General features: G+C 74.8%; 12 protein-coding genes. 1 reads left to right on the top strand and 11 read right to left on the bottom strand.

Annotated features, from left to right (window positions below):
* Positions 1-45: 45 nt before the first annotated feature.
* The 5 genes from MOV08_RS34315 to MOV08_RS34295 form a co-directional block, all read right to left on the bottom strand.
* The gene (locus tag MOV08_RS34315; RefSeq protein WP_275310169.1) at positions 46-1,068 is read right to left on the bottom strand and encodes a tetratricopeptide repeat protein; all 1,023 of its coding nucleotides are present in this window, start codon (positions 1,066-1,068) and stop codon (positions 46-48) included.
* Complete coding sequence (locus tag MOV08_RS34310) at positions 1,058-1,669, bottom strand: hypothetical protein (RefSeq protein ID WP_039638210.1); 612 nt, start codon at positions 1,667-1,669, stop codon at positions 1,058-1,060. The genes MOV08_RS34315 and MOV08_RS34310 overlap by 11 nt, the downstream gene beginning before the upstream one ends.
* Positions 1,670-1,810: 141 nt before the next feature.
* Positions 1,811-3,361, bottom strand: coding sequence for an acyl-CoA synthetase (locus MOV08_RS34305; RefSeq protein WP_275310167.1), 1,551 nt, complete (start codon positions 3,359-3,361; stop codon positions 1,811-1,813).
* Positions 3,362-3,436: 75 nt separating this feature from the next.
* The gene (locus MOV08_RS34300; RefSeq protein WP_275310165.1) at positions 3,437-4,555 is read right to left on the bottom strand and encodes an NAD(P)H-dependent flavin oxidoreductase; all 1,119 of its coding nucleotides are present in this window, start codon (positions 4,553-4,555) and stop codon (positions 3,437-3,439) included.
* A 71-nt stretch (positions 4,556-4,626) separates the two neighbouring features.
* On the bottom strand, positions 4,627-6,207 hold the full coding sequence (locus MOV08_RS34295; protein WP_275310163.1) for a phytoene desaturase family protein: 1,581 nt from the start codon (positions 6,205-6,207) through the stop codon (positions 4,627-4,629).
* A gap of 195 nt (positions 6,208-6,402) precedes the next feature.
* On the opposite strand from MOV08_RS34295, the gene MOV08_RS34290 reads away from it, so the two are divergent.
* Positions 6,403-7,701 carry a glycoside hydrolase family 27 protein gene (locus tag MOV08_RS34290; protein WP_275310162.1) on the top strand — a complete coding sequence of 433 codons (1,299 nt, stop codon included), beginning with the start codon at positions 6,403-6,405 and terminating at the stop codon, positions 7,699-7,701.
* Between the two features lie 56 nt (positions 7,702-7,757).
* Here MOV08_RS34290 and MOV08_RS34285 read toward each other — a convergent pair whose 3' ends face one another.
* From MOV08_RS34285 to MOV08_RS34260, 6 genes are all read right to left on the bottom strand, one after another.
* A complete protein-coding gene (locus tag MOV08_RS34285; protein ID WP_275310161.1) occupies positions 7,758-9,746 on the bottom strand; it encodes a serine/threonine-protein kinase in 1,989 nt (662 codons plus the stop codon).
* Between the two features lie 26 nt (positions 9,747-9,772).
* Positions 9,773-10,690 (bottom strand): oxygenase MpaB family protein, encoded by a 918-nt coding sequence (locus tag MOV08_RS34280; RefSeq protein WP_039638201.1) that lies wholly within the window; start codon positions 10,688-10,690, stop codon positions 9,773-9,775.
* Between the two features lie 19 nt (positions 10,691-10,709).
* Positions 10,710-11,900: an acyl-CoA dehydrogenase family protein gene (locus tag MOV08_RS34275; RefSeq protein ID WP_102923591.1), complete on the bottom strand. Its 1,191-nt coding sequence runs from the start codon at positions 11,898-11,900 to the stop codon at positions 10,710-10,712.
* Between the two features lie 218 nt (positions 11,901-12,118).
* On the bottom strand, positions 12,119-12,583 hold the full coding sequence (locus tag MOV08_RS34270) for an SH3 domain-containing protein (protein ID WP_275310160.1): 465 nt from the start codon (positions 12,581-12,583) through the stop codon (positions 12,119-12,121).
* Between the two features lie 186 nt (positions 12,584-12,769).
* Complete coding sequence (locus tag MOV08_RS34265; RefSeq protein WP_275310159.1) at positions 12,770-13,534, bottom strand: VOC family protein; 765 nt, start codon at positions 13,532-13,534, stop codon at positions 12,770-12,772.
* 127 nt (positions 13,535-13,661) lie between these two features.
* On the bottom strand, positions 13,662-14,837 hold the full coding sequence (locus MOV08_RS34260) for an FAD-dependent oxidoreductase (protein WP_039638194.1): 1,176 nt from the start codon (positions 14,835-14,837) through the stop codon (positions 13,662-13,664).
* Positions 14,838-14,849: the final 12 nt, after the last annotated feature.

Genomic DNA, 14,849 nt, shown 5'->3' with positions numbered 1-14,849 from the left:
CCTGCGGTGCGCCCGGGGGCCGGTCAAGGTACTGGACGGGGCGGGTCACGGCACGTCGGCGGCGGGTGCCGCGCCGCGCCGCAGGACGGCGAGCCGGTCCGTCAGGGCCCGGGTGGTGGCGTCGTCCGCCCCCAGGACCCGCGCGCAGTCCGCGAGGGCGTGCGCGTACACCTCCCGGGTGTGGTGCGCGTCCTGCGCGGCGGACTCCTCCCACACGGCGAGGGACGAGGCGACGTTCTTCTTCACCCGGGCCTCGCCGGACGCGTCGCCGAGGGTCCGGAACTCGGCCAGGGCCTGCCAGGACGCCGCCAGCGCCTGCTCGATCCGGCCGTCCTGGGCCAGCGCCCCGGCGAGGTTGGTGAGCGTGCGGGCCCGGCCGTGCCGGTTGCCCGCCGCCGCGAACCGCTCGACCGCCTGCTCGTACGCGCGCACGGCGTCCGCCGACAGTCCCGCCGCCAGCAGGGAACTGCCGAGGTTGGAGAGCACCGCGCCCTGCCGCGGGTGGTCGGCGGGCAGGTCCGCGCTGGCCTGCCGGCCCAGGTCGATGGCCTCCGTCAGATCGCCTTCGTAGCCGGCGCGCTCGTAGCGGATGCGCAGCGCGCTGCTGAGGCTGGCGAGCGCGGCGGAGCGCTGGGGCAGACCGGGCGGGATGCGGACCGCCGCCTCGCGCCCCAGGACGATCGCCTCGTCGAGGTCGTCCCAGTTGCCGGTGTACTCGGCCCGGGCGTGCAGGGCGCCGATCAGGTTGGGGATGGTGGCGGTCAGCTCGGGGTGGCTGCCCTCGGGCAGCTGGGCGGTGTGTGCCGTCTGGGCCTCCCGGAAGCAGTGGATGGCGGCGTCCAGGTCGGCCACGGAGGAGGTGAGTTGGAAGCGGACCATCCGGATCAGGCCCAGGTTGGACAGGATGGTGATGCGCAGCGGTCCCGGCGGGGTGGCGGTGAGCACCTTGTCCAGGGTGGCGATGGCGTCGTCCGTCTCCTCCAGCCCCCGGTGCAGCCGGCGCGGGGATTCCAGGATCTCCGCGGCCCGCAGTGCCGTCGCCGGATCGATCCCGTGGTCAGTGCTCATCGTTGCGCTTCCCGTCTTCGGCGTGCCGCTGGTCGAGTACCGCGGTGATCCAGATGCGCGCGAGCCCCTCGTCGTAGAACTCGATGGTCTCGGTGCCCCGTTGTACGCGGATGACGACCCGGGGGTCCCGTTGCGACGGTACGCCGGGTGGCTGCGACGGGGGCGGCGCGCCGCCCGGGTCGGCCGGCGGATGGACGTGCACACCGCCGTTGATGGCCCCGGCCTGCACCGTGGGGCCGAGGAGTCGGGCGTGTCCCTCGACGAGGTTGCCGCCCCCCGTCCCCGTCCCCGGGGCGTCCGCCGGTGGCCGCGTGGTGCGGTACCACAGCAGCTCCCACCACTGGGCGGAGCGCGGCAGATGGGCGCCGTCGCTGGCCTGCCGGGCGAAGCCGTCCAGCAGTTCGACGAAGGCCAGCAGGGCGGCGCACGAGGTGGGCACCGCGCCGGCGTGGAACCAGCCGTGGACGGCCGACGGGGTCGGCCACTGGCTGACCGGCAGCTGCCCCTGGGACAGCTCGACGAGCTTGTCCACGGCCGGACTTCCGGCCGCGCGGTACAGCTGCCGCAGCTCGTCCCCGAGGTCTTGCGCCGGTTGCTCCACCTGTTCGACTTCCCCCTGAGGACCGTGTGCGCACTCCGATGAGTTTCCTCGGCACGAGCCGTGTCAGGGGTCCAGGCTAGCCGTTGCGGCCGGAGCGGCTCGCGTCGCCTCGGGGGGGTAGGCGTGCGGTGCGGCCGTCGGTCACACGGCGCGCTCCCGGCCCTCCCAGTACGGGTCGCGCAGCCGTCGCTTGTAGAGCTTGCCGTTGGGGTCGCGGGGCATGGCGGCGGTGAAGTCGACGGAGCGGGGGCGCTTGTAGCCGGCCAGCAGGCGGGCGCAGTGGTCGAGGATCTCGGCGGCCAACTCCGGTCCGGCCCGGTGGCCTTCGGCGGGCTCGACGACCGCCTTGACCTCCTCGCCCCAGTCGTCGTGCGGGATGCCGAAGGCGGCGGCGTCGGCGACGGCCGGGTGGGCGAGGAGCGCCGACTCGATCTCGGCGGGGTAGATGTTCACCCCGCCGGAGATGATCATGTCGATCTTGCGGTCGCGGAGGAAGAGGTAGCCGTCCTCGTCGAGGTAGCCGAGGTCGCCGACGGTGAAGAAGTCGCCGATGCGGTTCTTCCGCGTCTTGCCCTCGTCCTTGTGGTACGCGAAGCCGCCCGTGGTCATCTTCATGTAGACGGTGCCGAGTTGACCGGCCGGGAGCCGGTTGCCGTCGTCGTCGAAGACCGCGAGCTCGCTGATCGGCCAGGCCCGGCCGACCGTGCCGGGCTTCTTCAGCCAGTCCTCGGCGGTGGCGAAGGCGCCGCCGCCCTCACTGGCCGCGTAGTACTCCTCGACGCAGCCGCCCCACCAGTCGATCATGGCGCGTTTGACGTGGTCGGGGCAGGGCGCGGCGCCGTGGATGGCGTGCCGCATCGACGAGACGTCGTAGCCGCGGCGGACCTCCTCGGGGAGCGCGAGGAGGCGGTGGAACTGGGTGGGGACCATATGGGTGTGGGTGCAGCGGTGCCGGGCCATCAGGCGCAGCATCTCCTCCGGCGCCCACTTGTCCATGAGGACGACGCGGTGCCCGATGTGCAGGGAGGCACCGGCGAATTGCAGGACCGCGGTGTGGTAGAGCGGCGAGCAGACCAGGTGGACGTTGTCGTCGAACGGCCGGATGCCGAAGATGCCGAGGAAGCCGCCGAGGAAGGTCTCCTCGGGGGGCTTGCCGGGCAGCGGGCGGCGGATGCCGCGGGGGCGGCCGGTGGTGCCGGAGGTGTAGTTCATCACCCAGCCCAGGGTCCGGTCGGCGGGCGCGGACTCGGGCCCACCGTCGAGGAGTTGGGCGTACGGGCGGAAGCCGGGGACGGCGCCGACGGCGTAGCGTCGCCCGGCCGCCAGGCCCGCCTCGTCGGCCGCCTGCCGGGCCGCGTCGCCGAACCGCTCGTGGGCGATCAGCACCTTGGCGCCGGAGTCGGCCACGATCCAGGCGATCTCCGGGCCGACCAGGTGGTGGTTGACCGGGACGAGGTAGAAGCCGGCCTGGGAGGCGGCGAGGTAGGCGGTGAAGAACTCCACGCCGTTGGGGAGGACCACGGCGAAGGCGTCGCCCCGTTCCAGGCCGGCCGCGCGCAGCCCGTGGACCAGCCGGTTGGCGGCGGCGTGCAGGCGGCCGGCGGTCCACTCTCCGCCGTCCGGCGCGATCAGGACCGTCCGGCCGGGGTCGGCGGTGGCCTGCGCCCAGAAGCCGTTGGGGGTGTCGGTCATGGTCGGGTCCTCCTCGGGCAGTGACGAATCGGCGGATCGGTGGATCGTCGGATCGCGGATCGACGGATCGGCGGATCAGGCGCGTCCGGCGATGCGGTTGATGCGGTCGATGGCCCGCTCGAAGCCGCGGGTGAGGTCGTCGAAGACCGCCTGGACGCTGCGCTCGCTGGTCATCCGGCCGACGATCTGGCCGACCGGGGTGCCCAGCAGCGGCTCGACCTCGTGCCGTTGGATGCGGGAGTTGGCCTCGGCGACCAGCAGCCCCTGGAGCGGCATCGGGAGGGTGCCGGGGCCGTCGGGGTCGTCCCAGGCGTCGGTCCAGGCGGTGCGCAGCTGGCGGGCGGGCTTGCCGGTCAGGGCGCGGGAGCGGACGGTGTCGCCGGGGCCGGCGGCGAGCAGCTTCGCGGTCAGTCGCCGGGAGTGCAGATCGGCCTCCTCGGTGGTGAGCCAGATCGAGCCGAGCCAGACGCCCTGGGCGCCCAGGGCGAGTCCGGCCGCGATCTGCTCGCCGGTGCCGATCCCGCCGGCGGCGAGCACCGGCAGCGGATCGACGGCGGCCACCACTTCCGGGGTGAGCACCATGGTGGCGATCTCCCCGGTGTGGCCGCCGGCCTCGTAGCCCTGGGCCACGACGACGTCGATCCCGGCGGCCTTGTGGTGCAGCGCGTGGCGCGGGCTGCCGGCCAGGGCGGCGACCCGGACGCCGTGCCGGTGGGCGCGCTCGACGACGTCGGCGGGCGGGGAGCCCAGGGCGTTGGCGAGCAGTTTGATGGGGTAGTCGAAGGCGACGTCGAGCTGGGTGCGGGCGACCTGTTCCATCCAGCCGGTGATCCGCCAGCCGGACGCCTCGCCGGGGGCGAGCGGCGGCACGTCGTACGTGTCCAGGAGCGCCGCGACGTACGCGCGGTGCTCCTGCGGGATCATCGCCTCGACGTCGGCCTCGCTCAGTGGGTGGCCCTGCGGGGCCTCGACCTTCTTGGCGGGCATCACCACGTCGAGGCCGTACGGCAGTCCGTCGGTGTGCTCCTGCATCCAGTCCAGGTCGCGGGCCAGTTCACCGGGGGCGGTGTAGCGGACCGCGCCGAGCACCCCGAACCCGCCGGCCCGGGTGATCGCGGCGGCCACCGCGGGGAACGGCGTGAACCCGAAGACGGCGTGCTCGACTCCCAGCGCGTTGCTCAGCTCCGTCTGCATGGGCGCAGGATGCCGCAGCGGGCCGCACGAGGGAAGAGATTTTCTGATGCTACGTCAGAAACTGGTCGCCCTCACCGCGCCGCCGACTCCTCCAGCACCGCCATCGCCGCGTTGTGGCCGGGGATGCCGCTCACCCCGCCGCCGCGGAGCGCGCCCGCGCCGCACAGCAGGACGTTGGCGTGGCCGGTGGCGACGCCCCAGCGGGCGGCGGCGGTGCCGAGGTCGTCCGCCTCGTCGGCGTAGGGGAAGGCCAGCTCGCGGTGGAAGATGTTGCCGCCGGGCAGGCCCAGTTCGCGGTCGAGGTCGAGGGGACTGCGCGCCTCGACGCACGGGCGACCGTCGGCGTCCTCGGCCAGGCAGTCGGCGAGCGGTTCGGCCAGCTGCGCGTCGAGTTGGGCGAGGGTGGCGGCCAGCAGCTTGTCCCGGGTGACCGGTTCCTCGGCGGTGTCGGCGGCGAACAGCCGGGCCGGGGTGTGCAGTCCGAAGAGGGTGAGGGTGTGGTGGCCCCGGCGGACCAGGTCGGCGCCCAGGATGGAGGGGTCGGTCAGGGAGTGGCAGTAGATCTCCGAGGGCGGCACACTGGGCAGCCGGCCGGCCGCGGCCTCCCCGTGGGCGGTCTCCAACTGGTCGTACCCCTCGGCGATGTGGAAGGTGCCGGAGAACGCCTCGCGCGGGTCGGTGCGCGGGTCGCGGAGCCGGGGCAGCCGGGTGAGCAGCATGTTCACCTTGAGCTGGGCGCCCTCGACGGGCGGCGGCGCGGGCTCGCCGAGCAGCCGGGCCAGTTCCCGGGGCGCGGCGTTGACCAGGACGTGGCGGGCGCCGATCGTGCCGCACCCCTCACCGGTGACCTCCGCGGTGCGGCCGTCGGTGGCGAGGGCGGTGACCGGGCAGCCGGTGACGATCTCGGCGCCGGCCCGGCGGGCGGCGTCGGCGAGGGCGTCGGTGAGGGCGCCCATCCCGCCGAGGGGGACGTCCCAGTCGCCGGTGCCGCCGCCGACGACGTGGTAGAGGAAACAGCGGTTCTGACGGAGCGTCGGGTCGTGGGCGGTGGCGAAGGTGCCGATCAGCGCGTCGGTGAGGACCACGCCGCGCACCAGGTCGTCGTGGAAGGTCTTCTCGATCAGCTCGCCCAGGGGCCGCTCGAAGAGGGCGTGCCAGGTGGCGTCGTCGTCGATCCGGGCGCGGAGCCCGGCGCGGGTGGGCAGCGGTGCGGTGAGCGTGGGGAAGACCCGCTCGGCGAGCCGTCGGGTGGTGGCGTAGAAGTCCTGCCAGGCATCGAACTCACGGTCGGAGCCGGTGAGTTCGGCGAACGAGGCCCGGGTGCGGGCGGCCCCGCCGCCGACCAGCAGGCCGGTGGGCCGGCCGGCGCGCACGACCGGGGTGTACGAGGAGACGGTGCGCTTGCGGACCGCGAAGCGGAGCCCGAGGTCCCGCACGATCTTCGGCGGCAGCAGGCTGACGAGGTAGGAGTAGCGGGACAGTCGGGCGTCGATCCCGGTGAAGGCCCGGGTGGAGACGGCGGCGCCGCCGGTGTGGTCCAGCCGCTCCAGCACCAGCACGCTCCGCCCGGCGCGGGCGAGATAGGCGGCGGCCACCAGTCCGTTGTGCCCGCCGCCGACGATGACGACATCGTACGAAGTCCGTTCCGGCATGCCTCTTGGTAGCACGGAGGTCCGGCGACCACCAGGGAGGAAACGCGCGGCGCCGGCCGAATGAATCGTTTGTTCCGGGCGGTGCGGCTTCTTGACCACTCGTCAGTCCGCTTCTAGCGTCCGGCCGTGCGCGCCCTGGAACCGCCCCCGTCGGCCGTTCTCACCGGCCGGCCCACCCGCCACGTGAGGTGACCTGTGTCCCATCCGTCGGTATCCCGCATCGGCCGCACCCTCCTCGGACTCACCACCGTCGCCGCCTGTTCGGCGGGGCTGCTGGCGGCCACCGCGCCGGCCTCCGCCGCCCGCGCCCCCGGCACCGCCCACGAGTCCGACTACCCCAACCTCGCCCCCACGCCCCCGATGGGCTGGAACAACTGGTCGTACTACCAGTGCGGCGGCCTCAACGAGCAGGTGGTCCTGGACAACGCGCGGGCGCTGGTCCGCAGCGGGCTGGCGCACAAGGGCTACCGCACCGTCACCGTCGACGACTGCTGGATGACCAAGGAGCGCGGCCCGCAGGGCGAGCTGGTCGCCGACACGGCGAAGTTCCCGCACGGCATGGCGTACGTCGGAGCGCAACTCCACAGAATGGGGCTGAAGTTCGGCATCTACGAGGACGTCGGCAAGCTGACCTGCGGGAAGTACCCGGGCAGCCTCGGGCACTTCGAGGCGGACGCCAAGCTCTTCGCGAGCTGGGGGGTGGACTACCTCAAGGCCGACGGCTGCAACGTCCCGGTGCCCTCGGGACAGAGCAAGGAGAAGATCTTCCACGACCTGTACACGCAGCAGAGCCGGGCACTGCGGGCCACCGGGCGGCCCATCACCTTCTCGATCTCCGCGCCCGCCTACTTCCAGTTCGCCGGGGACGCGGTCTGGCACCGGGTCATCACGTGGTCCGGGCAGCTGGGCAACCTGTGGCGGGGCGGCGCGGACATCGCGCTCCAGCAGAGCACCCCGGCCGCGAAGTGGGCGTCCATCAGCGGCAACTTCCGCTACAACGCCAACCTCGCCGACCTCCAGCGCCCCGGGCGCTGGAACGACCCCGACTTCCTGCTGGTCGGCGACTCCGGCCTGAGCCGCGACGAGATGCAGAGCCAGATGTCGCTGTGGGCGATGATGGCCGCGCCGCTGATCTCCAGCACCGACCTGGGCAAGCTCTCCCCGGCGGCGCTGGCGATCCTCGGGAACCGCGAGGTGATCGCGGTGGACCAGGACCCGCTGGGCGTCCAGGGCCACATCGTCCAGCAGGACGGGGACGCGGCGGTGCTGTCCAAGCCGCTGCGGAACGGCGACCGGGCGGTCGCGCTGTTCAACGGGGGCAGCACCGCCCGCACGCTGTCGATCACGGCGGGCGCGGCCGGGCTGCCGGCGGCGCAGTCCTACCGGCTGCGCGATCTGGTCACCGGGCGCAGCGTGCGGACCGCCCGGACCATCATCGCCCGAAAGGTTCCGCCGCACGCCACCGTGCTCTACCGGGTCCGACCGGAGCGCTGATCCTGCGGTCCCCTGCGGGCCCCTGTGTCGTCCGCAAGGGCCCGCAGGGGCGTCCGCTACCGCCGGTGTCCGGCGCGCTCCCGGCGCAGTGCCGCGACCCGGCGGTGCAGCGCGTCCGCCTCGTCCGTCCGCCCCAGCCGCGCCAGGCACTGGGCCTGCTCGCCGCGGCTGGCCAGCGCGTCGAGGTGGTCCGGGCCCAGGGTCCGGGCGCGGGCGTCGGCGACCTGGCGGTAGACGTCCAGCGCCTCGGCCCAGCGGGCGAGCCGGCCCAGCGCCACGGCGATCTCCCGGCGGCTGGCCAGGGTGTCGGGGTGGTCGGCGCCGAGCACCCGGGCGCGGGCCGCGGCGACCTCACGGGCCTCGGTCAGCGCCTCGTGCCAGCGGTCCTGACGGCCGTAGTTGACGCCCAGGCCGTGCCGGGCGCGGAGGGTCTCCGGGTCGTCGGGGCCCTGGGCGCGGGTGCGGGCCGCCACCAGGTCGCGGTAGTGGGCCAGCGCCTCCGCGCTGCGGCCCAGCCGGCCCAGGGCGACACCGGTCTCGTAGCGGGCGGCGAGGGTGTCCGGGTGGTCCGGGCCGAGCGCCGCCGCGCGCCCCGCGGCCACGTCGTGGTAGGCCGCGAGCGCCTCCGGCCAGCGCCCCAACTGCCCTGAGACAAAGGCGTGTTGCCAGCGCGAGGCGAGGGTGTCGGGGTGGTGGGCGCCGAGCACCCGGGCGCGCGCCTCGGCGACCTCACGGGCGGCGGTCCGGCACTCCTCCAGGCGGCCCAGCCGGCCGAGGCCGACCGCGAGGTGGTGGCGGCAGCCGAGGGTGTCGGGGTGGTCCGGGCCGAGCAGCCGCTCGCGCCCGGCCAGCACCTCGGTGAAGAGTTCCTGCGCCTCGAAGTGCCGGCTCGCCCGGGTCAGGGTGTGGGCGTGCGCCAGCCGGCCGGCCAGGGTGGCGAGGAGGGCGTGGTGGTCGCCGGGCGGGCTCGGCCGGTCGGGGCCGAGGGCCGGGGACGCCTCGCCGCGCAGCGGGTCGCGGGCCGAGGTCCAGACGTCGGTGAGGACCGCGACCGCCGGATCCGTCCAGGGGCGGTGCGGCGCCCGGGCGCGGACGGCCGGGGCACCGGCGGTGATCCCGCGGGTCCAGGAGGGCAGCCGCGGGGTGGGCAGCGTCAGGTCGTCCGGCGCGGGGCCGGCGCCGCGCGGGGGGCGCCGGTGGCGGGCGTCCGCCAGCCGCTTGGCGAGCTCGTCGGCGTCCCGCGGGCGCTCGTCCGGGTCCTTGGCGAGCAGGTCGAGGACGATCCGCTCGTACGCCTCGGGCAGATCGGGGCGGACCGCGCGCGGCGGTTCCGGGGGCGTGTCGCGGTGGCCGACCAGCACCGCCCAGGCGTCGCCCTGGGCGAACGGCGGGGCGCCGGTGGCGATCTCGTAGAGCACGCACCCGAGGGAGTACAGGTCGCTGCGGTGGTCGACGGTGCCGGCGCCGATCTGCTCGGGCGACATGTAGTGCGGGCTGCCCATGGCGATGCCGGTGCCGGTGAGCCGGGCGGTGAAGCCGATGTCGTGGCCGAGCCGGGCGATGCCGAAGTCGCAGATCTTGACCGTGCCGTCGGTGGTCCGGACGATGTTGGCCGGTTTCAGATCGCGGTGCACCACGGCCTGTTCGTGGGTGTAGGCGAGGGCGGCGGCGATCTGCTCGGCGACCTCGATGACGTCCGGGACGGGCAGCGGCTGGCGCCGGTTGTCGTCCAGCAGCTGACTGAGGTTACGGCCGTTCAGCAGCTCCATGACGATGAAGAGGATGCCGTGGTCCTCGCCGAAGTCGTGCACGACGGTGATCCCGCGGTGCTGCAGCGCGGCCGCGACCCGGGCCTCGCGCCGGAAGCGCTCCCGCAACACCCGGAGGAATCCGGGCTCCTGCCGCTGCCCCATCGGCTTGAGGCACTTGACGGCGACCAGCCGGCCCAGCGCCTCGTCGCGGGCCCGCCACACCTCCCCCATGCCGCCGCGCCCGATGGTGTCGAGCAGCCGGTACCGCCCCTGAATCAGCCTGTGCTCCGCCATCCCTGTCGCCGCCCCCGCTCCCGCGTTCAGCCGCGTGGATCCCCCTGTGTGTCGTGCCCGTCCAGTATGGCGGCGGAGTCCCGGAGCTTGAAGGGACCCGGCCGCGCGCCGGGGCCGAGCCGCGCCACCGCCCGCAGGACGTGCCGCGGCGGCAGCTGCCAGCGGACCGTGGCCGGTACCGCGCGCAGCAGCCGGCCGGCGGTGCGCAGCCGGCGGGTGGCGAGGGCCGGCGGGGGTGCCGGCCGGCCGTAGAGCCGGTGCGCGTGGCCCGGCAGCGCCGCGTAGGCGAGCTCGGCCACCGGCCGCCAGAGCAGCGCGCGGGCCGGGACGAGTGCGGGCGGCACCGGCGGGCGCCGTAGGAAGGCGTCGACCTGGCGGGCTTCGGGGGTGAGCGCGAGCTCGGGGCGGATCCGGGCGAAGTAGGCGGCGAGCGCGGCCCGGTCGCCGGGCACGGTGTCCGGGTCCAGGCCGACGAGCCGGGCCCCGGTGCGCTGTTCGTCGAGATAGCGGTCGGCCTGCCGGTCGGTGAGCGGGTGGCCGGAGCGGCGCAGCACCTGGAGGTAGGAGTCCACCTCGGCGCAGTGCACCCACCGCAGCAGTTCCGGTTCGTCGATCCGGTAGCGCTCGCCGGTGGCCGGGTCGGTGGCGGTCAGTCGGCGGTGCAGGCCGCGGACCGCGGCACCGGCCCGTTCGGCGGCGTCGGTGGTGCCGTAGGTGAGGGTGCCGACGAAGTCGGCGGTGCGCATCAGTCGGCCCCAGGCATCGCGCCGGCCCCGGTCGTCCATCCGGAAGGCCGCCGAGTTCTGCCGCACGCCGCGCACCGCGCGCGGGTGCAGCGCCTGGAGGTAGAGGGCCCGGACGCCGGCGATCCACATCATCGGGTCGGCGTGCAGCTGCCAGGTCACCGAGCGGGGCCCGAAGAGCCCGGGGTCGCCGGCCGTCACCGCGCCGCCCGCCGGCCGGTCACCGCCGCACCCGGGGCATGCCCAGGCCGATCCACGAGATGATCTCGCGCTGGATCTCGTTGTTGCCGCCGCCGAACGTGAAGATGACCGCGGAGCGGTAGCCGCGTTCCAGTTCGCCGTGGAGCACCGCGCCCGCCGAGCCCTCGGTCAGGGATCCGGCGGCGCCGGCCACCTCCATCAGCCAGGCGTAGGCGTCCCGGCGGGCCTCGGAGCCGTAGACCTTGACCGCGGAGGCGTCCTGGGGGGTCAGCGTGCCCCGCTGGAGCGCGTCGACCATCCGCCAGTTCAGCAGCTTCATGGCCTCCAGTCGGGTGTGGGTGCGGGCCAGTCGCCCGCGCACCCAGCCCAGGTCGATGACCCGGCGGCCGTCGGCGAGCTTGGTGCCGGCCGCCCAGCGCTGGACGTCGTGGAGGGCGCGGATGGCCATGGTGCCGTGGGCGGCGAGGGTGACCCGTTCGTGGTTGAGCTGGTTGGTGATGATCCGCCAGCCCTTGTTCTCCTGGCCGACCCGGCGGGTGGCGGGGACGGTGATGTTCTCGTAGTAGCTGGCGGTGGTGTCGTGCGAGGCGAGGGTGTTGATCAGGGTGCAGGAGTAGCCGGGGTCGCTGGTGGGGACCAGGAGCATGGTGATGCCCTTGTGGGGCGGGGCGTCCGGATCGGTGCGGACGGCGAGCCAGACCCAGTCGGCGGTGTCCCCGTTGGTGGTCCAGATCTTCTGGCCGTTGACGACGTAGTGGCCGGTCTCCTCGTCGCCCTCGCGCACCGCGCGGGTCTTCAGGGCGGCCAGGTCGGTGCCGGCGTCGGGTTCGCTGTAGCCGATCGCGAAGTCGATCTCGCCGGAGAGGATCCGGGGCAGGAAGTACGCCTTCTGCTCCTCGGTCCCGAACCGCATGAGGGTGGGGCCGACGGTGTTCAGCGCCATCAGCGGCAGCGGCACCCCGGCCTGGGCCGCCTCGTCGAAGAAGATGAACTGCTCCATGGGCGTCATCCCGCGCCCGCCGTACTCCCTGGGCCAGCCGACGCCCAACCAGCCGTCGGAGCCGAGCCGGCGCACCGTGGCGCGGTAGAAGCGCTTCTGGGCGGCCGGGTCGGCGTACCGGGCGTAGGCGTTGTCCGGTACCAGTTCGCCGAAGTACGTGCGCAGTTCGGCGCGCAGTCGCTGCTGTTCCGGGGTGTAGTCCAGGTGCACGGCCCCTCCACCAGTCGTCCGGTCCACTCGTCCCGTCGCCCGGTGGCCGCCCGGGTGCTGACGGCCCGTCGGATTCCGGGGTCGGGGGCACAGTAGAACGCGTTCCAGTAATACGGAAGGGCGGTGACCGGTCGGGCGCGGGCGCGCACCGGGCCCGGCGCGACACCTGGAGGGGTGCCGGGCCGGGCCCGTTCCGGAGCCCGCCGCGCGGGGCGGCCTCAGCCGGCGTGCCGGGCGGCCTCGTTGCCCTGGACGCGGTCGCGACGCCCGTCGCCGCAGTACTTGACGGCGCCGGTGTTCGTCACGTGCTTGGCCGCGATCCAGGTCCGGCGGCTGCCGCGGACCAGGTACCAGACCTCGTTGCCGCGGATGTTCTGGGCGCGGACCTTGCAGACCAGGTAGACCCGGGCGCCGTTGCGGAGGTATCCGCGGGACGCGGAGTCGGTGCTGGGGTATTCGCGCTCGTTCATCCCGCGGCCGGCGGTGACGGTGCCGTACGTGTAGTCCGGACCGGTCAACTCCTGGGGAAAGGGCTGCGATTGAGGGCTGGGCAGGGGGTGGGGCGTCGCCTGGGCCGGAGTCGCTGCGAACAGCGTCGCCCCCAGGGCGACGGCCGTGGTCAGTGCGCCCGCGCCGGCTGCGAGCTTCTTGCCTCGGGCCACGAGGACGTCGGTCGTGGACATAGGGGTCTCCTGTTCTCGACGCGCGATGCGTTGCCGCGCAGTGCCACCCATCGGTGCGTTGCGGACATTACGCGCAAACACCGCAAACAGTGTGGTGAAACGACGAAACACGGCCGACCGTGTGACACCGCATGGGCCCGTCGGCCGAAGGAATTCACTCGCCCCCCGGCGCGCCGGTGCGCGCGGTCAACCCTCCGTACCCGCCTGGTGGATCCCGAAGACCGCGCCCTGCGGATCCCGCACCATCGCGATCCGCGGCCCGTCCGGGACGTCCGTCGGCGCCATCAGCACCATCCCCCCGGACTCGGCGGCCCGCGCCTCGGTCCCGTCGACCGACTCGACCGCGAAGTACGGCAGCCAGTGCGGCCGGACGTCCTCCCGGTCGCGCGCCTCCACGGTGCTCATCCCCCCGAAGTCGGCGCCGCCGATCCCCCACTGGGTGTACGTGCCATGGGCCCTGACGGTCCATCCGAGGACCCGGGAGTAGAACGCCACCGCGGACTCGGCGTCGTCGGTGGCGAGTTCGACCCAGCCGAGCGCGCCGGGCGCGTTCAGCAGCTCGGCGCCGGCGAAGCCGCGGGCCTGCCAGACCGCGAAGGCCGCGCCCGCTGGATCGGCCAGCACCGCGAACCGGCCCAGGTCGAAGACGTCCCGCGGACCCACCAGCACGCTGCCGCCGGCCTCGGTCACGGCCGCGGCCAGCGCCTCGGCGTCGCCGGTGGCGAAGGTGACGGTCCACGCGGTCGGCTGGCCCGGCGCGTACAGCGGGGTCGCCGCGGCGACCCGGGCGTCGCCCACCGAGAAGAGCGTGTAGCCGCCGGCCGCCGCCCGCGGGTCGGCCTCGGCGTGCCAGCCGAAGACCTCGCGGTAGTAGACCGCGGCCGCGGCCACGTCCGAGGTGACCAGCTCCACCCAGCAGGGCGCGCCCGGCGTGATCTCGGTGATCTTCACGCGCTGCTCCGTCCCTCGGTGCCACGGGCCGGGCGGGCGGAGCGCGGACACGCCGCCCCCGGCGTCCCTCCGCTGCCGATCGTCCGACGGGCGGTGCGGGCCCGCAACCCGGCACGACGGGGCCGGGTCAGGGGCGGTGCGGGTGCAGGTGCCGGCGGCGGAGCAGGTGGTGCGCGCGGCGCGGGGCGTCCGGCGCGAGGGCGGCCTCCAGGCCGCGGGCGGCCCCCTCCGCGGCCGCGGTCGAGCGGGGGAAGAGCGCCGCCTCGTACACCCGCACCGCGCGGTCCGGATCGGTCTGCCAGGTGTGCGCCTCAGCGAGGTGCTGGGCGAGCTCGCAGCCGTCCTGGAGGGCCAGGTCCGCGCCCGGACCGGCGAGCGGGGTCATCAGGTGCGCGGCGTCGCCCAGCAGCGTCAGGCCCGGGGTGTGCGGCCAGGTGTGCGGCACCGGCAGCGCGAACAGCGGGCGGTTGGCGAACCCCTCGCCGCCGTCCCGCAGCAGCGCCAGCAGCCGCTCGTGCCATCCGGCGAACGCGGTCAGCAGCGCGCCGCGGACCGCCTCGGCGTCCGCGGTGTTCACCCCGGCCTCCCGCGCCCAGTCCTCGGATCCGCGGAGGGCCGCGTAGACCCGGACCCGGCCGCGGCCGTCGCGCCGGGCGATCAGCCCCTTCCCCCCGGACAGCGCCATCATGGTGCCGCGGCCGACCAGCCGGGCGATCGCCGGGTGCCGGGCGTCGACGTCGTCGAGGCCGGTCTCGACGAAGGTCACGCCGGAGTAGTGCGGGGTCGCCTCGGACAGCAGCGGGCGGACCCGGGACCACGTCCCGTCGGCGCCGACGACCAGGTCGAAGGTGGCCGACCCGCCGTCGTCGAAGACCGCCTGGTGCCGGCCGCCGCCGCGCGGGTGCAGCGTCCGCAGGTAGGAGCCCCAGCGGACCGTGCCGGGGGCGAGCGAGTCCACCAGCAGCCGGCACAGCTCGCGCCGGCCGATCTCCGGGCGCTCGGCGGGCGTGCCGGGTTCGGGCAGGTCCCGGTGGAGCACCGCGCCGGTGCGGTCGAGCAGCCGGAGCTCCTGGCCGACGGGCCGGGCCGCGGCGCGGAACTCCCGCTCCAGCCCGGCCACGCGCAGCGCCGCCTGCCCGGTCGCCGCCCGCAGCTCCAGGGGGCCGCCGGGCGCGACGCCCACCGGGCCGAGGGCCCGCTCGAAGACCGTCACCGGGACCCCGTGCCGCTGGAGCACCCGGGCGCAGACCAGCCCGCCGGGGCCGGCCCCGATGATCGCGATGCGGAAGGTGGTGGGGGGCATGGCGCGGCGCTC

The sequence above is a fragment of the Streptomyces yunnanensis genome (assembly GCF_029011865.1).
GTDB classification, from domain to species: domain Bacteria; phylum Actinomycetota; class Actinomycetes; order Streptomycetales; family Streptomycetaceae; genus Streptomyces; species Streptomyces yunnanensis.
Note: the sequence above shows the minus strand (reverse complement) of the source record. Positions and strands in the feature narration are given on the sequence as shown.